This window comes from Streptomyces sp. NPDC079020 (assembly GCF_044542225.1).
In the GTDB taxonomy this organism is placed as follows: Bacteria; Actinomycetota; Actinomycetes; order Streptomycetales; family Streptomycetaceae; genus Streptomyces.
This window is the reverse complement of record NZ_JBITUB010000012.1, coordinates 126,639-145,405: the sequence shown is the minus strand read 5'-3', so window position 1 is coordinate 145,405 and position 18,767 is coordinate 126,639. Positions and strand designations below refer to the sequence as shown.

Genomic DNA, 18,767 nt, shown 5'->3' with positions numbered 1-18,767 from the left:
CCGGGACGTTACGGCTTGGGCGTGGCGTGCGGGGTGCACGTCACGTCGCGCCGGTCGGTCTTCCCGGTGAGCAGGTAGGTGTCCACCCGCTCGTTGACGCAGGGGTTGACCAGGCCGGTGACACCGTGCGAACCGGCGCCCTTCTCGGTGATGAGACGCGAGCCCTTGAACCGCTCGTGGAGCTCGACGGCGCCCTGGTACGGAGTGGCGGCGTCACGCTCGGACTGCACGATCAGGACCGGCGGCAGACCCTTGCCGGTCTTGACGTTCAGCGGGGTCTGCTGCTTGGACGACCAGGTCGCACAGGGCAGGTTCATCCAGGCGTTCGCCCAGGTCATGAACGGGTAGTCCTTGTGCAGCCTGCTGTTGTCGCGGTCCCACTTGCGCCAGCTGGTGGGCCACTTGGCGTCCGCGCACTCGACGGCCGTGTAGACGGCGTTGCCGTTCTCCGAGGAGATATTGCCCGCGATGTCCGACATGTCGGGGGCAGCGGCGTCGATCAGTGCCTGGGTGTCGCCGCCCAGGTAGTCGCTCCAGGTCTGGGCCACGAGGGCCCAGGTGGAGTCGTAGTACGGCGCGTTCTGGAAGAAGCCGATGAGCTCGGCGGGTCCGAGGACGCCACCGATCGGGCTCTTCTTGGCGGCCGCACGCAGCGTGAGCCACGCCTTTTCGACCTTCTCGGGCGTGTCGCCGATGTGGTAGGCGGCGTCGTTCTTGGCGACCCACGCCTTCCAGTCGTTCCAGCGGGTCTGGAAGGCGATGTCCTGGTTCAGGTTGGCCTGGTACCAGATGTTGTCCTTCGACGGGTCGACCACACTGTCGACGACCATGCGGCGCACATGGTCCGGGAACAGCGTGCCGTACACCGCACCGAGGTAGGTGCCGTAGGAGACGCCCAGGAAGTTGAGCTTCTTCTCACCGAGCGCGGCGCGGATGACATCCAGGTCGCGTGCGGTGTTGGGCGTGGTCATGTGCGGCAGCATGTCGCCGCTGCGCTCGGCACAGCCGTCCGCGTACTCGGCGGCGAGCTTGCGCTGGGCGCGCTTGTCGGCCTCGCTGTCGGGGACCGGGTCGGCCTTCGGAGCCTTCACGAACTCCTGCGGGTCAATGCAGGAGATCGGCGCCGAGTGACCGACACCGCGCGGGTCGAAGCCCACGAAGTCGTACGCTTTCGCGGCCTTGGTCCACAGCGGGTTCTTGGTGACGATCCGCTTCGGGAACGCCATGCCGGAGCCGCCGGGGCCGCCGGGGTTGTAGAGGAGCGCTCCCTGGCGCTCCGCCTTCGTGCCGGTGCTGACGTGGCGGTCGACGGCGAGCTTGATCTTCTTGCCGTTCGGCTTCGCGTAGTCGAGCGGTACGGTCACCCATCCGCACTGGATGGGCCGGGCGATCGCCCAGTCGGCCGGACAGTCCGTCCAGTCGATCCCGGCTGCGGCCGCCCGCTCCGCGGCGATCCTGACGCCGCGCGCCTCGGAGCCGCCGCTGTGGTGGCGTCCGTCGGCAGTGGCCGCGGGTGCGGCGATCGCGCCCGCTATGAGCGTGCCCGCGATCAGAGCGCCGGCCGAGCCGAGCACTGCTGTGCGTCTCAAGTGGAACCTCCCCCATTATCCGATGCGCCGCCGGTGGCAACGCAGTTCATCGGGACTTCCCCGAGATCCTTTCGTCTGTGGGGTTCCTGAGAACAGTGCGTACGCGTGTTTCTTTACCGAACCAATAACCGGTGACCGCGGTCCCGCTGAGCGGACTCACGCCCCCAGCGGCGACGGCGGCCCTTTCAGCAGGTCGTCCAGCGCTTCGTCCAGTACACATCGCAGCAGCCGCGCATCGGCGGCCACGGCGGTCACCAGCACGGCGGGTCCGGCCAGCGGGGTGAGCGCGGCGGTGTCGCCGAAGAGCCGGGGCCGGGCCGGGACGGCGTCGAATTCCGGGTCCACCACGAGGAGTTGGCCGACCGCCCGGTGGCCTCCCAGGACGGCCGGACCGTCCCAGCCGCCGGGCGCCCCGGGGCCGAACGCGAGCTGCTGATCGAGCAGGGGCCGGCCCGCCCGGCGGACGGTGAGCCGGGTGGCGAGCGTTCCGGTGCTCTCCCCGTGGCGTCCGAGGATCTGTTCCTCGCGCAGCACGAGCCGTGCGGTGGCGGCGAGTTCGACCCGGGTCGCCATGTGCAGCTCGCTGCCGTGCGCGGAGATGAGCTGTTCCGGGAGCCAGCGCAGTTCCGCCCCCTCCCCCACGGACAACTCCACTGTGTATCCGGCGGGTTCGTCCTCCGGTCCGGTACCCGGAAGCGCGACCGTGGCCGCCGCCGAGTCGACCGTCAGCCGGGCACCGGCCTCGACGCGCGCCTCGACAGTGAGGCGGTCCCCGCCCAGCGGCGCGCTCATCGCACCGACGACGGTGACCCTGGCGCCCGGACCGCCGGCGGCCCGGGTACGGCGCAGGGCGAGCGGCCCGCCGCTCTCCAGCACGGGGAGAACGGTCGCTCCCCCGGCGTCGGTGACGGCGACAATCCGGGCCGTCGCCCGCACGCTCACGCGTTCCAGGCGGCGAGCTGCGCCCGTACCCAGTCCGCGACCGGGCGGACGCCCTCGGCGGAGGTCAAGGAGGTCAGGACTACGGGGAGTTCACCGCGCTGCTCGGCGGCGTCCCGGGCCATCCGCTCCAGGTCCGAGCCGACGTACGGAGCGAGGTCGGTCTTGTTGATGACCAGCAGATCGGCGGTGGTGATGCCGGGGCCGCCCTTGCGCGGGATGTCGTCGCCGCCGGCCACGTCGATGACGAAGACCTGGGCGTCGACCAGCCCCTTGGAGAAGGTGGCGGTGAGGTTGTCGCCACCGGACTCGACCAGGATCAGATCGAGCGGGCCCACCGAATCCTCCAGGTCCTCGACCGCTTCGAGGTTGGCGGAGATGTCGTCCCTGATGGCGGTGTGCGGGCAGGCCCCCGTCTCCACCGCCTGGATGCGCTCGGGCGGCAGCACGGCGTTGCGGAGGAGAAAGGCGGCGTCCTCGCGGGTGTAGATGTCATTGGTGACGACGGCCAGGGAGAGCCGGTCGCGCAGGGTGCGGCACAGCGCGGCGACGGTCGCGGTCTTGCCCGAACCGACCGGCCCGCCGAGTCCGATCCGCAGGGCCCTGCGGGAGCCGTCGGGGCGTGCGGCGTCCGCGCCGATGGCAGCGGGTCCGTCGTGGGAGTGGTCGAGGTGCATGGGGTGTGGCTCCTGGTTCCTGCGGAGTTACGAGGCGAACAGCCGGACGGGCCAGGCCGCGTGCGCCTCGGCGGTGATGTCGAGCAGCGGGGCCGAGGCGGCGGGCAGGGCGTCGATGCCCTGCCGGGCGGCAGCGGCGGCCCGGTCGGCGACATGGTCGAGTTCGGGGGCGAGACGGGCGAGGACGGCGGTGGCCTGGAAGGGGTCCAGGGAGAGCAGCCGGACCACCGCGGTGGCCGGCCCGCTGACCGTCTCGTACGCGGCGCAGTGCGCGGCGTCCACCGGCCCGAGTCCCGCGGCGCGGGCGGCGAGGCCGAGGACGACGGGCTGGTGGGCACCGCGCGGCCGGGCGGCGGCGAGCGCGGCGAGTTCCGCGCTCGGCCAGGTGGCACGGGCGGCCCGCATCAGCTGCCGGCCGAGTCGGCGCGCGATGGCGCGCAGGGCGGGTGACGGGGTGCGGGCGTCGGCGGCCTCGTCGAGCGCGAGCGGGTCGAGGCCGTGCGCGGCCGCCGCGGCCAGTGCCGCGGCGGTGAGTCCGGTGGTGTGCAGCCGGCCCCGGCAGAAGTCGGCGAGGTCGTCGGCGGTACGGATGCGTCCTGCCGTAACGGCCGGTTCGGCGCCGCCGGAGTGGGCGTGGCCTCCGGCCGGGAACCGGCCGTCGGCGAGGACGAGCAGAGCTGCGCGTGACATGGTCCCTCCGCCGTCAGAAGAGGAAGTAGCGCTGGGCCATGGGCAGTTCCGCGGCAGGCGCGGGTTCGACCCGCTCGCCGTCGATGGTGACGGCGAAGCTGTCGGGGTCGACATGGACGTGCGGCAGGGCATCGTTCTCGCGCATGTCCGCCTTGGTGACGCCCCGGGTGCTGGTGATCGGCGTGAACCGCTTGCCGAGGCCGAGCCTTTCGGGGAGTCCGTCCTCGATCGCCGCTGTGGGGACGAAGTTGAAGGAGTTGGCGGCGGGCGCCCGGCCGATCGCGCCGAACATCGGACGGGGCAGCACCGGCTGCGGAGTGGGGATGGAGGCGTTGGCGTCCCCCATCTGCGCGTAGGCGATCTGACCGCCCTTGATGACGGTCTGCGGCTTGACCCCGAAGAAGGCCGGATCCCAGAGCACCAGGTCGGCGAGCTTGCCGGTCTCGACCGAGCCGATCTCGCGGCCGAGTCCCTGCGCCACCGCCGGGTTGATCGTGTATTTGGCGACATACCGACGGACCCGGTGGTTGTCGGCGGCTCCGTCGCCGGACAGCGCGCCGCGCCGCCGCTTCATCACATGGGCGGTCTGCCAGGTCCGCAGGACGACCTCGCCGACGCGGCCCATCGCCTGGGCGTCGGAGGAGATGATCGAGATCGCGCCGAGGTCGTGCAGGATGTCCTCGGCCGCGATGGTGGAGGGCCGGATCCGGGACTCGGCGAACGCGAGGTCCTCGGGGACGGCGGGGTTGAGGTGGTGGCAGACCATCAGCATGTCGAGGTGTTCCTCGATGGTGTTGACGGTGTGCGGCCGGGTGGGGTTGGTGGAGCTCGGCAGGACGTAGGGCTCCGAGACCACGGTGATGATGTCGGGGGCGTGCCCGCCCCCCGCGCCCTCGGTGTGGTAGGCGTGGATGGAGCGCCCGGCTATCGCGGCGAGGGTGTCGGCGACGAACCCGGCCTCGTTGAGGGTGTCCGTGTGGATGGCGAGCTGGGCGCCCGTCTCCTCGCAGACGCCGAGGCAGGCGTCGATGACGGCCGGGGTGGCGCCCCAGTCCTCGTGGATCTTGAACCCGAGTGCGCCGCCGCGCAGTTGTGCGTGCATGGCGTCGCGGGACATCGTGTTGCCCTTGCCGAGCAGCCCGATGTTGACCGGGTACGCCTCCAGCGCCTCGAACATCCGGGCGAGATGCCAGGAGCCGGGCGTGATGGTGGTGGCCTTGGTCCCCTCGGCGGGACCGGTGCCGCCGCCGACCAGTGTGGTCACCCCGCTGGAGAGTGCCTGGTCGACGATGGTCGGCGAGATGAAGTGGACATGCGCGTCGACGGCGCCCGCCGTGAGGATCTTCCCGTTGCCCGCGATGATCTCGGTCTCGGGTCCGATGACCAGGTCGGGGTGGACCCCGTCCATGGTGTCGGGATTTCCGGCCTTGCCGATCCCGGTGATCCGGCCGTCCCGGATGCCGATGTCGGCCTTGACGATGCCCCAGTGATCGACGATCACCGCGCCCGTGATGACGGTGTCGGGCGCTCCCTCGGCGCGCGTGGTGCGTGCCTGGCCCATGGACTCGCGGATCACCTTACCGCCGCCGAACACGGCCTCGTCCCCGGCGAGTCCGGGGCCGCCGGAGCGGTCCTCCTCGATCTCGACGAGCAGGTCGGTGTCGGCGAGCCGGATGCGGTCGCCGGTGGTGGGCCCGAACAGATCGGCGTACACGGCGCGGCTGAGCTCAGGCATCGAGGGCACCTCCGGTCCCGCCGCGCAGGCCGGGGACGACGCGGCGCCCGGCGATCGGGACGAGCTCGACATCGACGGGGATGCCGGGTTCGAAGCGCACCGCCGTACCGGCGGCTATGTGGAGCCGCAGTCCGTGGGCGGCCGACCGGTCGAAGCGGAGCCCGGGGTTGGCCTCGGCGAAGTGGTAGTGGGATCCGACCTGGACAGGGCGGTCGGCGGCGTTGAGGACGGTGAGCCGGGTGACGGGCCGGCCCGCATTGACCGCCACGGGGCCGTCCGCGTACAGGATCTCTCCGGGAATCATCGGCGGCGCTCCCCGTCAGACGATCGGGTCATGGACGGTGACGAGTTTGGTGCCGTCCGGGAAGGTGGCCTCGACCTGTACGTCGTGCAGCATCTCGGGTATGCCGTCCATGACTTCGGCCCGCGTGAGCAGTTGACGTCCGGACGCCATCAGCTCGGTGACGGTGCGGCCGTCCCGGGCGCCTTCCAGCAGATGCGAGGTGATCAGGGCGACCGCCTCGGGATGATTGAGCCGAAGCCCGCGTGCCCGGCGCTTCTCCGCGACATCGGCGGCCACATGGATGAGCAGACGTTCCTGCTCGTGCGGGGTCAGTTGCACGCTTCCACCTCATCGTCTTCCGCCCAGTACCGGCCCTGGGCGCAGCGGGACCCTATCCCGCCCTCAACAGTCTGTTGAAGGCCGAACAGGGGCCCCACGGCCAGGTATTGCACGTTAGGGCGGAAGTTTTTCCGTGGCGTTAACTGATCTTTTGCGGATCCATGGACATCGGGCCGCGCGGCCCGTACGCCAGCGGCTTCGGGCCGCAGGCCCCGAAGCCGCGCCGGAGAGACCTACCGGCCCTCAGTCGTCACGGTCGTGGTGCCCGCGGTGCTCGGCGGCGATCCCGAAGCGGCGCCGTTCGCCCGGGGCGGAGGTCATGGAGCTGATCGAGGACACCGAGCTGATCACCTGCTCCTGCTCGGCGGCCTCCTCGCCTTCGAGTCGCTGGAGGTCGGCGGCGGAGACCAGGGCGACCAGCGGCTTGCCGTGACGCGTCACGACAACACGCTCGCCGCCGTAGACGACACGGTTGATCAGTTCGGCGAGCTCTGCCCGCGCTTGCGTCACCGGAATCTCGTAGGCCATGCCCCTAGCCTATGCAATGTCCACCTGGTCCGCCGTGGCCCGTGGCGACAGGGAAATAGCCAGGTCAGAGGCGTTCGCGTACTCCCGGGCCCTCTCTTCGGTGAGAGATGTGCGGGACGAGGTGAGACGGAGATTTTTCTGGTCGCACCGAATCCTGGCAGGTTTCAGCGAGACCGGCGCCTCACATGACGCGATCGGGATGGCGCGGCCGGACATCCTGGCCACGAGGTGTCCCGGCCAAGCCCGAAGGCATCGGCGGACGGCCTGCCGAGACCGGAACACCACGCACACAGCCCCGGTCCGGTCCGGTTTCCAGAAGCAGCGCGTTCCGCGCCCGCCGCCTTCACCGCGTGTGCCCTGTTCTCGCGAGGCTGCCGCGAAGCGGGAGGCAACTCTCAGCAATCACAGCGACGCACAGCCACGGAGAGTAAGGCGCGGTCCAGGGGCTTCGCCGCCCTCCGGGTCGGCGAAGCCGGCGTGGGCGTGCTCGACGGCTGAAGCCGCCCACCCAGGTCCGCGCCGCTCAGCTTTTCCCTGTTCGGATTGGCCAGGCGCAGGTCCGAAACACGGACGAGGTCAGGGAGTCACACGCCGCAGGTAGAGGTCTTCGGAGAGTTCGACCTCGGTGATGGGCGGCTTCCGCCGGACCGTCACGGTCGAGTCATCCGCACCTCGGACACTTCGAGCAATCCATCGAGTTCGACCTTCCCCCTGGTCTGGTCCGGACTCACCACGAGCCCGTCCCGGCGCACGATTTCCAGGAGCCGTTCGGCCAGGGGCAGGACCATATGACGGCCCCAGCACCGTTCGCTCACGTGGCCGAAGGGCAGATAGCCGGGGTGGGTATCTCCATCCAGCTCGTCCCAGCGGTCGGGGTGAAACTCGTCGGGCTCCTCCCAGAGCTTGGGGTCACGATGGCTCAGCAGGGGAAGCAACAGGACATCGTCCTTCGGGCCGATCCGTGCGTCCACGTCCGAGAACTCCGGGGAAGCCACTCGCAAGATATTCCACGACGGGGGGAGCAGCCGGAGTGCCTCAAGGAGGATATTCCGATTCGATACGTCGTCGCTGAACGGAGCTCCGAGCCACAGGGCACTGGTGACAAGCGCGGAGACGGTGAAGCACACCGGTGCCGCCACTCGCCTGTACAGGTACATGGCATAACGTCGGTCACTGTAGTTCTTGGAATCGACAACGAGAGCGGCAAGTTTTGACAGCGGTACGTCCGGACCAGGTCTGCCCAACAAAGCGGCACCGGAGGCGACGGCCGACCAGGTCAGTTTCGGGGTCAACTCCAGTCGGCGGTCGACCAGAACCCGGAATCGCCGACTTTCGTCTCCGAAGACGAGATCCCGCAGGTAAACATGCGCCACATGCGGCCACCGGCCGGTCAGGTCGACCGTGCCATCGAGGGGACGTTGCAGCGCGGTTCGTACGTCCGAGCCCACGGCTTGCATAAAGGTGGACGCATCGGCACGGCTGACAAGCCGCTTCTGGACGGGTTTGAAGGTAGGCCTCTCCTCCGCGTTGGCCGGCCTGCTCCGGAGCAGGCCATCCATCAGATCGGCACCGGATACGCCGATCGTGTCGGGCTCCAGACGGAACAGCGACGCATCGCGATAACGACTCAATAGCTCGTCGAGCCTCGGCGCGAACTCAATGACCCGACCGCTCCCGCCGGCGCGGAGCATAGACATGGGTGAACTCCGTGGGTAGGCGGCTCGCGTCGACAAGAATTCCTGACCGACGCGAGCCCGGCATGGAAACTATCTGATTAGATCCAGCCGTACCAGGCGTAAGCCTTGAGGCTCTTCTCCGGGCGGAACTTATTGACGAGGCGAACGAGCTTCATGAGAACCTCCATGCGTGATGAACGAGACGCTTGTTCGGTGACAGGAGATATCAATGCCGGACGGAATTCCCGGCATTCATTTCAACTGCCGTGGGAAGTTAAGACCTGCTCGATGTATATGTCAAGTGACTCATATCACTGCCTGAATTGACTCATTCACGTTTCGAGTTCACAGATATTCGCATCTCGGCAAAGCGCACTGAATTCAGCCATTGGCGCACAAATACGGACAGTCCGGGGGTATGGATGGCCTCGGATGCGGCGGTTCGGCCACGCCGGCATGGCAGACGCAACTCCTGCGGGGACGAGCGCGCCACTTCCGACCACCGAGCCCCGGCGAACTCCGCAGACAGCCCCGACAGGAGGGCCGGGGCGGCGGCGATGAGTTCCGCCTCCGCCCGCACGCCCTCCTGAACCGCCCGGAACAGCACGTCCGCTTCCACACCCCCCACCATCACCTTCTGTACGTCCTGTACATTTCTTACGGACGCGGCCGCGGACACCCCCAGGGACCACGTGCCCGGGGACGGCGTGCCCGCAGAACAGCGACCCACCGAGAACAACCGCGCAGATCCCAGGAGAGGCATCGCCATGATCCGACCTGCCGCCCGTTATGTCCTGCCGGAGTTCACCGAACGCACAGCGACCGGGACCCGGACCCTGGACCCGTACTCCAAGCTGCTGTCCGAGCGGATCGTCTTTCTCGGCACCCCGGTCGACGACACCGCGGCCACCGACCTGATCGCGCAGTTCATGTATCTGGAGTACGCCGAGCCGGACCGGCCCATCTCGCTCTACATCAACTCCCCCGGCGGCGAGTTCAACGCCATGGCCGCGATCTACGACACCATGCAGTACCTGGCGTGCGACGTGGAGACGTTCTGCCTCGGCCAGGCCTTCTCCAGCGCCGCCGTGCTGCTGGCGGCAGGCGCGCCGGGCCGCCGACATGCACTGCCCGGCGCCCGGGTAGTCATCCGGCAGCCGACGCTGGACGAACCGGTCCGGGGCCAGCCGTCCGATCTCGAAATCGAAGCACGCGAACTGATGCGGGTGCGCGAGATGCTCGCGGCCATGCTGTCCCGTCACACGGGCCGGTCCACGGAGCGGATCACGGCCGACATCGAGCGCGACACCATCCTCGACGCCCGAGCCGCCCAGGCGTACGGGCTCGTGGACCACGTCATGGAGAACCGCGGCCCGTCCCGGCCGCCGCACCCCCCGAGGTGAACCGACCATGCTTCCACCGGAGTACCCGCCGCTCCCCGCGCTGACCCGCGCCGAGGGGGAGTTCATCGACTGCTACCTGGAAGTTCTCGACCAACTGGGCCGGATCAACCCGGCCCGCGGCAGCGACACCTATGGCGCGCTCCGGGCCGCGCAGGCCCTGGCCTCCCGGGCCGCGGCGCTGCGCGACGCGCTGACGCTGATGCACGAACGGGGCGAAGCGCAGATCCACGCGGCGACGCTGGCGCGGGCCCTGCGCCTGCTGGACGGGGAACGGCGCGCCGGGCGCGTCACGATGCCCCCGCCACCGGCGAGCTGACCGGGCCCCGCCGCCGGTGAGCTGACAGGCCCCCGGCCCGACACCGGGCCGGGGAGTCCGCCCCGGCCGACGCCCGGCACCACGCCCGGCACAGAGCCCGGCACCACATCCGCACCGGCTCCCGGCTCCCGCTCACGGGGAGCCGGGACCTCGCTGTGCCTCGCCACGCCTCGCCGCGCTCGCCACGCCTCGCCGCGCTCGCCACGCCTCGCCGCGCTCGCCACGCCTCGCCGCGCTCGCCACGCCTCGTCGCGCTTCGTGCGCTCCTCCGCACCCCGACGCACCTCACCGCGTCCGCCCCGCGACACGCCCGGCCAGGAGATCAGATTTCCTCCCTCGTTCGGCGTAGTCAGTCCCCCTCGCGAGGGACAGCCCAACTTGCGCTCAGCGCGTGGACAGCACGCGGAATCTGACGTTCCGTCGCTGGTGCGAGGGTGGTCGATCAGCCCGGCCGAGGGCCGAAAACGGGCTCGTCCACCCGAACGGATCAGTCGTGACGACTCTCACAAATCGCTGTTTCAGCTCGGAAATCCGGCACTTCGTGAGTCAAGATCCCTGGGACGACAAGCCCCCGCCACCGCGGCGGGGCGGTCCGGGCGGACGCCGAGTCCTGCCGCTGCCCGGATGACTGGTCGACAGAAGTGGATCGGCAGGAGTGGAGGACCCGAGCACAACGGGTCGGCCGGGCAACCGGTCGCCCCTCGGGGTGAAGCCGCACACTGCGGCCGGGCAACTTCGCCAGCCCGAACCCGACAGGTCATCCTTCACAGGCGGCTGACGAAGGGTTGCGCATGACTGCGCAGGTACATGTCCCGTCTCTGCTTACCCGGGCCGGTACGGCCTCGGTACTCACCTTGGCCGTCGGCTCCGCCATGCTGGCGCCGGGCCTGGTCAACGAGGCCGAGGCCGCCACGCACTCGACGAAGGCGCTCAAGGTCGCCGCGTCCAAGAAGGGATCGCCCTACAAGTACGGAGCGTCCGGTCCGCGCCGGTTCGACTGCTCGGGGCTGACTCTCTACTCCTTCAAGAAGGCCGGCAAGAAACTCCCCCGTACGGCCCAGCAGCAGTACAACAAGACCCACCACATCTCGAAGTCGAAGCGGAAGAAGGGCGATCTGGTCTTCTTCCACTCCGGCCGCAGCGTGTACCACGTGGGCATCTACGCGGGTAAGGGGAAGATCTGGCACTCCCCGAAGACCGGGGCGGTGGTCCGGCTGGAGAAGATCTGGTCGAACAGCGTGTGGTACGGACGGGTCCGTTGACCCACGGCCGGACCCGCTTCAGCGCAGCAGCGGTCCGGTCACCAGTACGAGCCCCAGTGCGGTGAGCGCCGCGCCGCTGCCGCCCTCGATCGCACGGGCGGTGCGCGGCCGGCGCAGCCACCGCCCCAGCCGGTCCACCAGCAGGGCCACGGCCGGGAACCAGACGAGCGCCAGCGCCACAACGACCGCCGCGAGCAGCAGGGTCCTGGGCAGCGGCGGCTGCCCGTCCGGCACGAACTGGGGCAGCAGGCTGAGGAAGAGCACCGGCGCCTTGGGGTTCAGCGCGTTGGTCAAGAAGCCCTGCCGCAGTGAGCGTCCCAGCTCCCGCTGCGCGGGGCGGGCCTCCGGTTTGGCCGTCCGGTCCGCCTCGGCGGGCCGCCGTCGCAGCGCGAACAGGGCGCTGAGGCCGAGCCAGAGCACATACGCGCCGCCCAGGAGCTGGACCGTGCGGAACAGCACGGGCATGGTCACCAGCACCGCGGCCAGGCCCGCCACGGCGAGCGCGGTGTGCACCACGAGCCCCCCGGCGACACCCAGCGCGGTGGCGACCCCGGAACGGCGCGAGGCGAGTGCGTTGCGTACGACGACGGTGAAATCGGCGCCGGGCAGCGCGACCATTCCCGCGGCGACTCCCGTGAAGGCGAGCAGTTGTGCGTCCATGGTTACACCCTGGACCGAAAGAGCCTTTAGCGTGTACTTGCAATCTTCTGGGTCTGCCAAAAGGAACGCTTAATGTACGACCCCACACGGCTGGCGGCGCTGGTGGCGGTCGCCGAGGCCGGATCGATCACGCGTGCGGCCGCGCGCCTGGGCTACACCGCGCCCGCCCTCTCCCAGCAGCTGGCCAAACTGGAGCGCGAGGCCGGTGCGGCGCTCCTGGTCCGTCATCATCGCGGGGCGCGGCTGACGGCCGCCGGTGAGCTGCTGGCGGGCCGGGCCCGACGGGTCCTGGACGAGCTGGACCAGGCGCGGCACGAGCTGGCGCAGCTGGCCGGGCTCTCCGGGGGGCGGCTGCGGGTCGGCACGTTCACCACGGCCGGAATCCATCTGCTGCCGCCGGTCCTGAGCGCGTTCCGGCGCGCACATCCGGACGTCGAGCTCGCCGTGACCGACTACGAGCCGCCCGGGGGAGTCACCGCGGTGGCTGCCGGAGAGGTCGATCTCGCCCTGACCCATGCGTACGAACCGGCGGCCGCGGGCCCCTTGCCCATGGGCGTCGTCGTCGAGCCCCTCCTGGTCGAGGAGCTGGTCCTGGTCACCGCGGTCGGCCACCGGCTCGCCGAAGGGACGGGCCGCCTGCCGGTCACCGAGCTGGCGGGACGGCCGCTGATCAGCAGCGCGCCCACGCATCCGCCCCGGCGCGGGGTGGAGAGCGCCCTGGCCGAGGCCGGCGCCACCCCGGCCGTGGTGTGCGAGTCCCCCGGCTACGCCCTGGTGTGCGCGCTGGTCAGCGCCGGGATCGGGGTGGCCGTGGTTCCGGAGATGGTCGCCGCGATGTCCCCGACCCCGCTGGCTGTGCGCCCGCTCGATCCGGCCGCCTTCCGCCGGACGATCTCCGTCGCGCACCGGGGCGACCGGGCGACCTCCGCCGCGTCGACCCTGCTGGCACTGATGCGCAGCGGATTCGGACGGGGCGCGGCGGCGCGGTAGGCCGGGGCCCGGCCCGGACCCCGGAGCCCTGCCCGGGAGCACGTGGCCCCGGCACGCCCGCTCGCCGTCAGCCCTGGCCCGGAACGGTCCAGGGCAGGGCGATCCAGACCGTCTTGCCTCCGTCGGGGGTGGGAGTGACGGTGAGCTGTCCCCCGTACTCCTTGGCCAGGGCCCGGATGATCACCATGCCGCGTCCGTTGTCCTGCTGGACGGCGGCCGGCAGCCGCTGGGGCCAGCGGGGGTGACTGTCCGTCACACCGAGATGCAGCTCCTCCTCCCGGTCCAGCCGGAGGTCCACGGTGAAGGTGGGTGACAGCCCGAACGTGTGCTGTACGGCGTTGGTGGCAAGCTCCGAGACGATCAGCCGGATGGAGTCGGCGATCTCGGTGTCGTCGGCCAGACCCCATTCGGCCAGTATCCGGGCGACATACCTGCGGGCCGAGGAGACCGAGACCGGATCACTCGGCAGGGTGACGGTTGCTTCTTGATGATCTGCCATGGCGACGCCGTCCCTTTCCAGCCCCGGCCGAACCGCGATCGGCCGGGATTGTGCTTCGCGCCAGATTGCCACTGATGCTGCCCTCTGTAACGACGATCGGCCAAGATATGCATATATCTGTCGCTCAAAGCGGTGAACTCCGCCCCGGCGGTACTCGAACGCGCGGCACACTGACCTCTCTGCGGGCCGGAGCCGTGCGGGCCCGGCTCTCCCTGCACAGCGGAAGGAGGCCGGCATGCTGCACGGTCCCGTGGTACGCCGACGCAAGCTCGGAGAGGAGTTACGCGGCCTGCGCCATGCGTCCGGGCTGACGAGCCGGGACGCGGCGCGGCTGCTCGGCTGGCACCAGTCGAAGGTGAGCCGTATCGAGACCGGTGCCAGTGGGGTCTCTCCCGCCGACGTGACCCGGCTGCTGGACGCGTACGGCGTGCGCGACGCCCAGTTGCGCGCGCTCCTGGAGGTGCTCGCGGGTTCGGCGGGCGGCGGCGGAACAGGCTGGTGGCACGCGTACCGGGGGCTGATCCCTCCCCAGTACCGCGACTTCATCAGCCTGGAGTCCCAGGCGAGGACCGCGCGGACGCTGGAGACCTCGGTGGTGCCCGGACTTCTCCAGACCGCCGCCTACGCCCGCGCGGTGACCCGGTCCTCACTGGACGGGCTGCCGGCCGGACAGCTGGATTCCCTGGTGGAGGTACGGCTGACCCGGCAGGCCGTGCTGCGGGCGAATCCGCCGCTGCACCTGACGGCCGTACTCGACGAGGCCGTCCTGCGGCGCGAGGTGGGCGGTCCCGAGGTGATGAGGGACCAGCTGCGCCATCTGACCCAGGTGGGTCAACTGCCCCACGTACAACTTCAGTTGCTGCCGTTCAAGGTAGGGGGTTACATCGGCATGACCGGCCCTTTCGTAATTTTCTCCTTTCCGAACATTTCTGATCTGGATGTGGTCGTTCTTGACCACTTGACGAGTAGCCTCTATCTGGAGCGGAAAGAAGACCTTGAGGCGTACAGCTCGGCCTTCCGCACCTTGCAGGCTCACGCGCTGTCGCCGGAGCGTTCGTTGGATCTCATCGCCGCGATCAGCCGCGGCGGCCAGGGGGACTCCGGCTGACCGGCCGTGCTCCCCCGCGCACCTTCCGACTGCCCGAGGGAGCATCATGTCCGACCGCCTCGCACAGCCCGCGTTACGGTGGCGCCGCAGCAGCCGCAGCACCGGAATGAACAACTGTGTGGAGACCGCGCCGCTCGACGGTGAACACCTCGCCGTACGGGACTCCAAGGATCTGGACCGGACTCCGTTGCGGATCTCCGCGACGGCCTGGACCTCGTTCGTTACGGGGCTGCACGACCGCCCGGTCAGCTGACCGGAGCGGTCTTCGTCCCGGGAGCGGTCCGTACGACGGCGTCCACCGCGGCCGCGACCTGCTCCCGGGTCAGATCGGCCCGCGCGGTCAGCCGCAGGCGGGAGATTCCGTCCGGCACCGACGGCGGGCGGAAACACCCCACCGCGATCCCGGCCGCGCGGCAGTCGGCCGCCCACCGCACGGCCGCCTCCGCGGACGGCGCGCGTACGGAGACCACCGCGGCATCGGGCCGGACGGCGGTCAGCCCGGCCGAGGTCAGCCGTTCGTACAGGGTGAGGGCGACCTCCCGGGCCCGGTCCGCGCGCTGCGGTTCGCGGCGCAGCAGCCGCAGCGCGCCCAGGGCGCCGCCCGCCGCCGCGGGGGCCAGTCCGGTGTCGAAGATGAACGTCCGGGCCGTGTTGACCAGATGATCGATGACCCGGGCCGGGCCGAGCACGGCGCCGCCCTGGCTGCCGAGGGACTTGGAGAGGGTGAGCGTGGCCACGATGCCCTCGCCGCCCGCGAGTCCGGCGGCGGCGAGCGCGCCGCGCCCTCCTTCCCCGAGCACCCCCAGACCGTGCGCGTCGTCGACGAGCAGTGCGGCGCCCTCGGCCCGACACATCTCGGCCAGCGCGGGCAGCGGGGCCGCGTCACCGTCGACCGAGAAGACCGAGTCGGTCACGGCGAGCGCCCGCCCGCCGTGCGCGCGCAGCACCTTGCCCACCGCTTCGGGGTCCGCGTGCGGGACGACGGCGGTCTCGGCCCGGGAGAGCCGGCAGCCGTCCACGATCGAGGCATGGTTGCCCGCGTCGGAGACGATCAGCGAGCCCTGGGCGGACAGGGCGGTGAGGGCCGCGAGGTTGGCGGCGTAGCCGGAGGAGAGCACGAGGGCCGCCTCGAAGCCGCAGAAGCGCGCCAGTTCGTGTTCGAGTTCGGCGTGCAGTTCGGTGGAGCCGGTGACCAGCCGTGAACCGGTGGCACCGGCACCCCAGCTGTGCGCCGCCGCGGCGGCGGACCCGGTGACTTCGGGGTGCCGGGTGAGGCCCAGATAGTCGTTGCTCGCGAGGTCGAGGAGCTCCGGACCGGCGGGGCGCGGGCGGAGCGTCCGGACGAGGCCCGCCGCCGCGCGGCGGCGGGCCTCGTCATTGATCCAGTCGAACGGGGCGAAGGGCATGAGCCGGTCCCTTTTGTAGGCAGCTCACAGACCCTAGCCGGGGGCGCAGCAGGTCAGGGTGTGGCAATACACACACCCTGACCCTGCTCTCCTGTCTGGTTCCTCCTTGGCTGAAGACCGTGCCGTAGGCCAGGATCATCGCCATGGACCTGCTGCTGAACACGCTGGTGGACAAGGGGCTGCGGCGCGAACTGCCGACCCGCGAAGAAGCGCTCGCCGTGCTGGCGACCTCCGACGACGAACTGCTCGACGTGGTGGCCGCAGCCGGCAAGGTGCGCCGTCAGTGGTTCGGGCGACGCGTGAAGCTCAACTATCTGGTCAACCTGAAGTCCGGTCTCTGCCCCGAGGACTGCTCCTACTGCTCCCAGCGGCTGGGATCGAAGGCCGGGATCCTCAAGTACACCTGGCTCAAGCCGGACGAGGCCTCCAAGGCCGCGGCCGCCGGGGTGGCCGGCGGGGCGAAGCGGGTCTGTCTGGTGGCGAGCGGACGCGGGCCGACGGACCGTGATGTCGACCGGGTGTCGCAGACCATCGAAGCGATCAAGGAACAGAACGAGGGCGTCGAGGTCTGCGCCTGTCTCGGTCTGCTCTCCGACGGACAGGCCGACCGGCTGCGGTCGGCGGGCGCCGACGCGTACAACCACAACCTCAATACGTCCGAGGGGACGTACGGCGACATCACCACCACGCACACCTACGCGGACCGGGTGGAGACCGTCCAGCAGGCTCAGGCGGCGGGGCTCTCCGCCTGTTCCGGGCTGATCGCCGGCATGGGCGAGAGCGACAACGACCTGGTCGACGTCGTGTTCTCGCTGCGCGAGCTGGACCCGGACTCGGTACCGGTGAACTTCCTGATCCCCTTCGAGGGAACCCCGCTCGCCAAGGAGTGGAACCTCACCCCGCAGCGCTGTCTGCGGATTCTGGCCATGGCCCGCTTCGTCTGCCCCGATGTCGAGGTGCGGCTCGCCGGGGGCCGGGAGGTGCATCTGCGCTCGATGCAGCCGCTCGCCCTCCACCTGGTGAACTCGATCTTCCTGGGCGACTATCTGACCAGCGAGGGCCAGACGGGGCAGGCGGATCTGGACATGATCGCCGATGCCGGTTTCGAGGTGGAGGGTGCGGGAACGACGACGCTGCCCCAGCACCGGGCCACGGCGGGAGGCGGCTGCGGCTCGCACGACGGCGGCTGCGCACCCTGCGGTGACGGCGACACGACGGCGTCCGCCGGGGAGCCCTCGTCCACCGAGGTCCCGGCCACGCGTACGGATCTGGTGGCGGTCCGCCGCCGGGGCGCCGGGACGGACCTCGCGCCCAATGCCTGAGACGTACTCCCAGGAGCGGCCGTCGAACGGACCGGCCCCGCGTACCGCGGCGCTCGCCCCCGCCGAGCTGCGCGCCCTGGACCGGGCCCATGTCTGGCATCCGTACGGTCCGATGCCGGGCCGGCAGGAACCGCTGGTCGTGGAGTCGGCGTCCGGCGTACGGCTGCGGCTGGCCGAACCCGCCCACGGACAGACCGAGTTGGTGGACGGCATGTCGTCCTGGTGGTCGGCGGTGCACGGCTACAACCACCCGGTGCTCAACAAGGCGGCCCGCGGCCAGCTGGACCGGATGAGCCATGTGATGTTCGGCGGGCTCACCCATGAGCCCGCCGTGCGGCTGGCCACCCGGCTGGTGGAGATCACCCCGGAGCCGCTGCGGCATGTCTTTCTCGCCGACTCCGGGTCCGTCTCGGTCGAAGTCGCGGTGAAGATGTGCTTCCAGTACTGGCGTTCGCTCGGCAGGCCGGCCAAGCGACGGCTGCTGACCTGGCGCGGGGGCTATCACGGGGACACCTGGCAGCCGATGTCCGTGTGCGATCCCGAGGGCGGGATGCACGACCTGTGGTCGGGGGCGCTTCCCCGGCAGGTCTTCGCCGACGCGCCGCCGGACGGTTTCGACGCGGAGCCGGACCCCGGGTACGTACAGCGCCTGCGGGATCTGGTCGCGCGGCACGCCGACGAGCTCGCCGCGGTGATCGTGGAGCCGGTGGTGCAGGGGGCGGGCGGGATGCGTTTCCACTCGCCCGCGTACCTGCGGGTCCTGCGTGAGGCGTGCGACGCCAACGACGTACTGCTCGTATTCGACGAGATCGCGACCGGGTTCGGCCGCACGGGAAAGCTGTTCGCCGCGGAGCATGCCGGGGTCTCCCCCGATGTCATGTGTGTCGGCAAGGCGCTGACCGGCGGCTATCTGACGATGGCGGCGACGCTGTGCACCTCGCGGGTGGCGGAGGGCATCTCCAGGGGCAACGTCCCTGTGCTGGCTCATGGCCCGACGTTCATGGGCAACCCGCTGGCCGCGGCGGTGGCGAACGCCTCCGTCGATCTGCTGCTCGGCCAGGACTGGGAGCGGGAGGTCAAGCGGATCGGCACCGGACTCCAGGACGGTCTGGCCGCCGCGGCCCGGCTTCCCGGGGTCGTGGATGTGCGGGTGCTGGGCGCCATCGGGGTCGTACAGCTCGATCACGAGGTGGACATGGAGGCCGCCACCCGGGCAGCCGTGCGCGAGGGCGTGTGGCTGCGGCCGTTCCGGGACCTCGTGTACACGATGCCGCCCTACGTGACCGGTGATGACGATGTGGCACGGATCTGCCGGGCCGTGTGCGCGGCGGCCCGGGAAGGCTGA

Annotated in this window: 22 protein-coding genes and 1 riboswitch; of the genes, 8 read left to right on the top strand and 14 right to left on the bottom strand. The window is 70.4% G+C overall.

Going from position 1 to position 18,767, the window contains the following annotated elements:
* Positions 1-8: 8 nt before the first annotated feature.
* The 11 genes from ACIGJO_RS24930 to ACIGJO_RS24880 all read right to left on the bottom strand — a co-directional run bounded on the left by ACIGJO_RS24930 (position 9) and on the right by ACIGJO_RS24880 (position 9,075).
* On the bottom strand, positions 9-1,589 hold the full coding sequence (locus tag ACIGJO_RS24930; RefSeq protein WP_399961545.1) for an alpha/beta hydrolase: 1,581 nt from the start codon (positions 1,587-1,589) through the stop codon (positions 9-11).
* A gap of 156 nt (positions 1,590-1,745) precedes the next feature.
* Positions 1,746-2,531: an urease accessory protein UreD gene (locus ACIGJO_RS24925; RefSeq protein ID WP_399961542.1), complete on the bottom strand. Its 786-nt coding sequence runs from the start codon at positions 2,529-2,531 to the stop codon at positions 1,746-1,748.
* A complete protein-coding gene (gene ureG / locus ACIGJO_RS24920) occupies positions 2,528-3,205 on the bottom strand; it encodes an urease accessory protein UreG (RefSeq protein ID WP_399961540.1) in 678 nt (225 codons plus the stop codon). Before ureG ends, ACIGJO_RS24925 begins: the two co-directional genes overlap by 4 nt.
* A gap of 27 nt (positions 3,206-3,232) precedes the next feature.
* A complete protein-coding gene (locus ACIGJO_RS24915; RefSeq protein WP_399961538.1) occupies positions 3,233-3,895 on the bottom strand; it encodes an urease accessory protein UreF in 663 nt (220 codons plus the stop codon).
* Between the two features lie 13 nt (positions 3,896-3,908).
* Positions 3,909-5,630, bottom strand: coding sequence for an urease subunit alpha (locus tag ACIGJO_RS24910; RefSeq protein WP_399961536.1), 1,722 nt, complete (start codon positions 5,628-5,630; stop codon positions 3,909-3,911).
* The gene (locus ACIGJO_RS24905; RefSeq protein ID WP_399961534.1) at positions 5,623-5,934 is read right to left on the bottom strand and encodes an urease subunit beta; all 312 of its coding nucleotides are present in this window, start codon (positions 5,932-5,934) and stop codon (positions 5,623-5,625) included. Before ACIGJO_RS24905 ends, ACIGJO_RS24910 begins: the two co-directional genes overlap by 8 nt.
* A gap of 15 nt (positions 5,935-5,949) precedes the next feature.
* Entirely contained in the window at positions 5,950-6,252 is a 303-nt protein-coding gene (locus tag ACIGJO_RS24900; RefSeq protein WP_399961532.1) for an urease subunit gamma, read from the bottom strand.
* Between the two features lie 243 nt (positions 6,253-6,495).
* Positions 6,496-6,780 (bottom strand): type II toxin-antitoxin system Phd/YefM family antitoxin, encoded by a 285-nt coding sequence (locus tag ACIGJO_RS24895; protein ID WP_399961530.1) that lies wholly within the window; start codon positions 6,778-6,780, stop codon positions 6,496-6,498.
* A gap of 650 nt (positions 6,781-7,430) precedes the next feature.
* On the bottom strand, positions 7,431-8,477 hold the full coding sequence (locus ACIGJO_RS24890; protein WP_399961528.1) for a cytochrome P450: 1,047 nt from the start codon (positions 8,475-8,477) through the stop codon (positions 7,431-7,433).
* Positions 8,478-8,554: 77 nt separating this feature from the next.
* The gene (locus tag ACIGJO_RS24885; RefSeq protein ID WP_353962296.1) at positions 8,555-8,632 is read right to left on the bottom strand and encodes a tryptorubin family RiPP precursor; all 78 of its coding nucleotides are present in this window, start codon (positions 8,630-8,632) and stop codon (positions 8,555-8,557) included.
* Positions 8,633-8,784: 152 nt separating this feature from the next.
* Positions 8,785-9,075: a hypothetical protein gene (locus tag ACIGJO_RS24880; protein ID WP_399961526.1), complete on the bottom strand. Its 291-nt coding sequence runs from the start codon at positions 9,073-9,075 to the stop codon at positions 8,785-8,787.
* Positions 9,076-9,223: 148 nt separating this feature from the next.
* Between ACIGJO_RS24880 and ACIGJO_RS24875 the strand changes: the two genes are divergently transcribed.
* The 3 genes from ACIGJO_RS24875 (at position 9,224) to ACIGJO_RS24865 (ending at position 11,437) form a co-directional block, all read left to right on the top strand.
* Positions 9,224-9,859, top strand: a complete 636-nt coding sequence (locus tag ACIGJO_RS24875) for an ATP-dependent Clp protease proteolytic subunit (protein WP_399961524.1) — start codon at positions 9,224-9,226, stop codon at positions 9,857-9,859.
* 7 nt (positions 9,860-9,866) lie between these two features.
* Positions 9,867-10,175, top strand: a complete 309-nt coding sequence (locus ACIGJO_RS24870) for a hypothetical protein (protein ID WP_399961522.1) — start codon at positions 9,867-9,869, stop codon at positions 10,173-10,175.
* A gap of 601 nt (positions 10,176-10,776) precedes the next feature.
* Positions 10,777-10,963, top strand: a riboswitch (cyclic di-AMP (ydaO/yuaA leader).
* 3 nt (positions 10,964-10,966) lie between these two features.
* The gene (locus ACIGJO_RS24865) at positions 10,967-11,437 is read left to right on the top strand and encodes a C40 family peptidase (RefSeq protein ID WP_399961520.1); all 471 of its coding nucleotides are present in this window, start codon (positions 10,967-10,969) and stop codon (positions 11,435-11,437) included.
* A gap of 18 nt (positions 11,438-11,455) precedes the next feature.
* On the opposite strand, the gene ACIGJO_RS24860 is transcribed toward ACIGJO_RS24865, so the two are convergent.
* Positions 11,456-12,097, bottom strand: a complete 642-nt coding sequence (locus tag ACIGJO_RS24860) for a LysE family translocator (protein ID WP_399961518.1) — start codon at positions 12,095-12,097, stop codon at positions 11,456-11,458.
* Positions 12,098-12,169: 72 nt separating this feature from the next.
* Between ACIGJO_RS24860 and ACIGJO_RS24855 the strand changes: the two genes are divergently transcribed.
* Positions 12,170-13,087, top strand: coding sequence for a LysR family transcriptional regulator (locus ACIGJO_RS24855; protein ID WP_399961516.1), 918 nt, complete (start codon positions 12,170-12,172; stop codon positions 13,085-13,087).
* 67 nt (positions 13,088-13,154) lie between these two features.
* Here the strand turns inward: ACIGJO_RS24855 and ACIGJO_RS24850 are convergent, their stop codons facing one another.
* Entirely contained in the window at positions 13,155-13,586 is a 432-nt protein-coding gene (locus ACIGJO_RS24850) for an ATP-binding protein (RefSeq protein WP_399961514.1), read from the bottom strand.
* Positions 13,587-13,821: 235 nt separating this feature from the next.
* Between ACIGJO_RS24850 and ACIGJO_RS24845 the strand changes: the two genes are divergently transcribed.
* Positions 13,822-14,694, top strand: a complete 873-nt coding sequence (locus tag ACIGJO_RS24845) for a helix-turn-helix domain-containing protein (protein ID WP_399961511.1) — start codon at positions 13,822-13,824, stop codon at positions 14,692-14,694.
* A 46-nt stretch (positions 14,695-14,740) separates the two neighbouring features.
* Complete coding sequence (locus tag ACIGJO_RS24840; RefSeq protein ID WP_329943081.1) at positions 14,741-14,947, top strand: DUF397 domain-containing protein; 207 nt, start codon at positions 14,741-14,743, stop codon at positions 14,945-14,947.
* Here the strand turns inward: ACIGJO_RS24840 and ACIGJO_RS24835 are convergent.
* Positions 14,940-16,100 (bottom strand): 8-amino-7-oxononanoate synthase, encoded by a 1,161-nt coding sequence (locus ACIGJO_RS24835; RefSeq protein ID WP_399961508.1) that lies wholly within the window; start codon positions 16,098-16,100, stop codon positions 14,940-14,942. The two genes, ACIGJO_RS24840 and ACIGJO_RS24835, sit on opposite strands and share 8 nt — an antisense overlap.
* Before the next feature lie 143 nt (positions 16,101-16,243).
* On the opposite strand from ACIGJO_RS24835, the gene bioB reads away from it, so the two are divergent.
* Positions 16,244-17,422, top strand: coding sequence for a biotin synthase BioB (gene bioB / locus ACIGJO_RS24830; RefSeq protein ID WP_399961506.1), 1,179 nt, complete (start codon positions 16,244-16,246; stop codon positions 17,420-17,422).
* Entirely contained in the window at positions 17,415-18,767 is a 1,353-nt protein-coding gene (locus tag ACIGJO_RS24825) for an adenosylmethionine--8-amino-7-oxononanoate transaminase (RefSeq protein WP_399961504.1), read from the top strand. The genes bioB and ACIGJO_RS24825 overlap by 8 nt, the downstream gene beginning before the upstream one ends.

Bases quoted from the DNA above. Each gene is read 5' to 3' on its own strand.
- ureG (WP_399961540.1), bottom strand. From the start codon at position 3,205: ATGCACCTCGACCACTCCCACGACGGACCCGCTGCCATCGGCGCGGAC.
- ACIGJO_RS24915 (WP_399961538.1), bottom strand. From the start codon at position 3,895: ATGTCACGCGCAGCTCTGCTCGTCCTCGCCGACGGCCGGTTCCCGGCC.
- ACIGJO_RS24910 (WP_399961536.1), bottom strand. From the start codon at position 5,630: ATGCCTGAGCTCAGCCGCGCCGTGTACGCCGATCTGTTCGGGCCCACC.
- ACIGJO_RS24905 (WP_399961534.1), bottom strand. From the start codon at position 5,934: ATGATTCCCGGAGAGATCCTGTACGCGGACGGCCCCGTGGCGGTCAAT.
- ACIGJO_RS24895 (WP_399961530.1), bottom strand. From the start codon at position 6,780: ATGGCCTACGAGATTCCGGTGACGCAAGCGCGGGCAGAGCTCGCCGAA.
- ACIGJO_RS24890 (WP_399961528.1), bottom strand. From the start codon at position 8,477: ATGTCTATGCTCCGCGCCGGCGGGAGCGGTCGGGTCATTGAGTTCGCG.
- ACIGJO_RS24885 (WP_353962296.1), bottom strand. From the start codon at position 8,632: ATGAAGCTCGTTCGCCTCGTCAATAAGTTCCGCCCGGAGAAGAGCCTC.
- ACIGJO_RS24875 (WP_399961524.1), top strand. From the start codon at position 9,224: ATGATCCGACCTGCCGCCCGTTATGTCCTGCCGGAGTTCACCGAACGC.
- ACIGJO_RS24870 (WP_399961522.1), top strand. From the start codon at position 9,867: ATGCTTCCACCGGAGTACCCGCCGCTCCCCGCGCTGACCCGCGCCGAG.
- ACIGJO_RS24865 (WP_399961520.1), top strand. From the start codon at position 10,967: ATGACTGCGCAGGTACATGTCCCGTCTCTGCTTACCCGGGCCGGTACG.
- ACIGJO_RS24860 (WP_399961518.1), bottom strand. From the start codon at position 12,097: ATGGACGCACAACTGCTCGCCTTCACGGGAGTCGCCGCGGGAATGGTC.
- ACIGJO_RS24855 (WP_399961516.1), top strand. From the start codon at position 12,170: ATGTACGACCCCACACGGCTGGCGGCGCTGGTGGCGGTCGCCGAGGCC.
- ACIGJO_RS24850 (WP_399961514.1), bottom strand. From the start codon at position 13,586: ATGGCAGATCATCAAGAAGCAACCGTCACCCTGCCGAGTGATCCGGTC.
- ACIGJO_RS24845 (WP_399961511.1), top strand. From the start codon at position 13,822: ATGCTGCACGGTCCCGTGGTACGCCGACGCAAGCTCGGAGAGGAGTTA.
- ACIGJO_RS24840 (WP_329943081.1), top strand. From the start codon at position 14,741: ATGTCCGACCGCCTCGCACAGCCCGCGTTACGGTGGCGCCGCAGCAGC.
- ACIGJO_RS24835 (WP_399961508.1), bottom strand. From the start codon at position 16,100: ATGCCCTTCGCCCCGTTCGACTGGATCAATGACGAGGCCCGCCGCCGC.
- bioB (WP_399961506.1), top strand. From the start codon at position 16,244: ATGGACCTGCTGCTGAACACGCTGGTGGACAAGGGGCTGCGGCGCGAA.
- ACIGJO_RS24825 (WP_399961504.1), top strand. From the start codon at position 17,415: ATGCCTGAGACGTACTCCCAGGAGCGGCCGTCGAACGGACCGGCCCCG.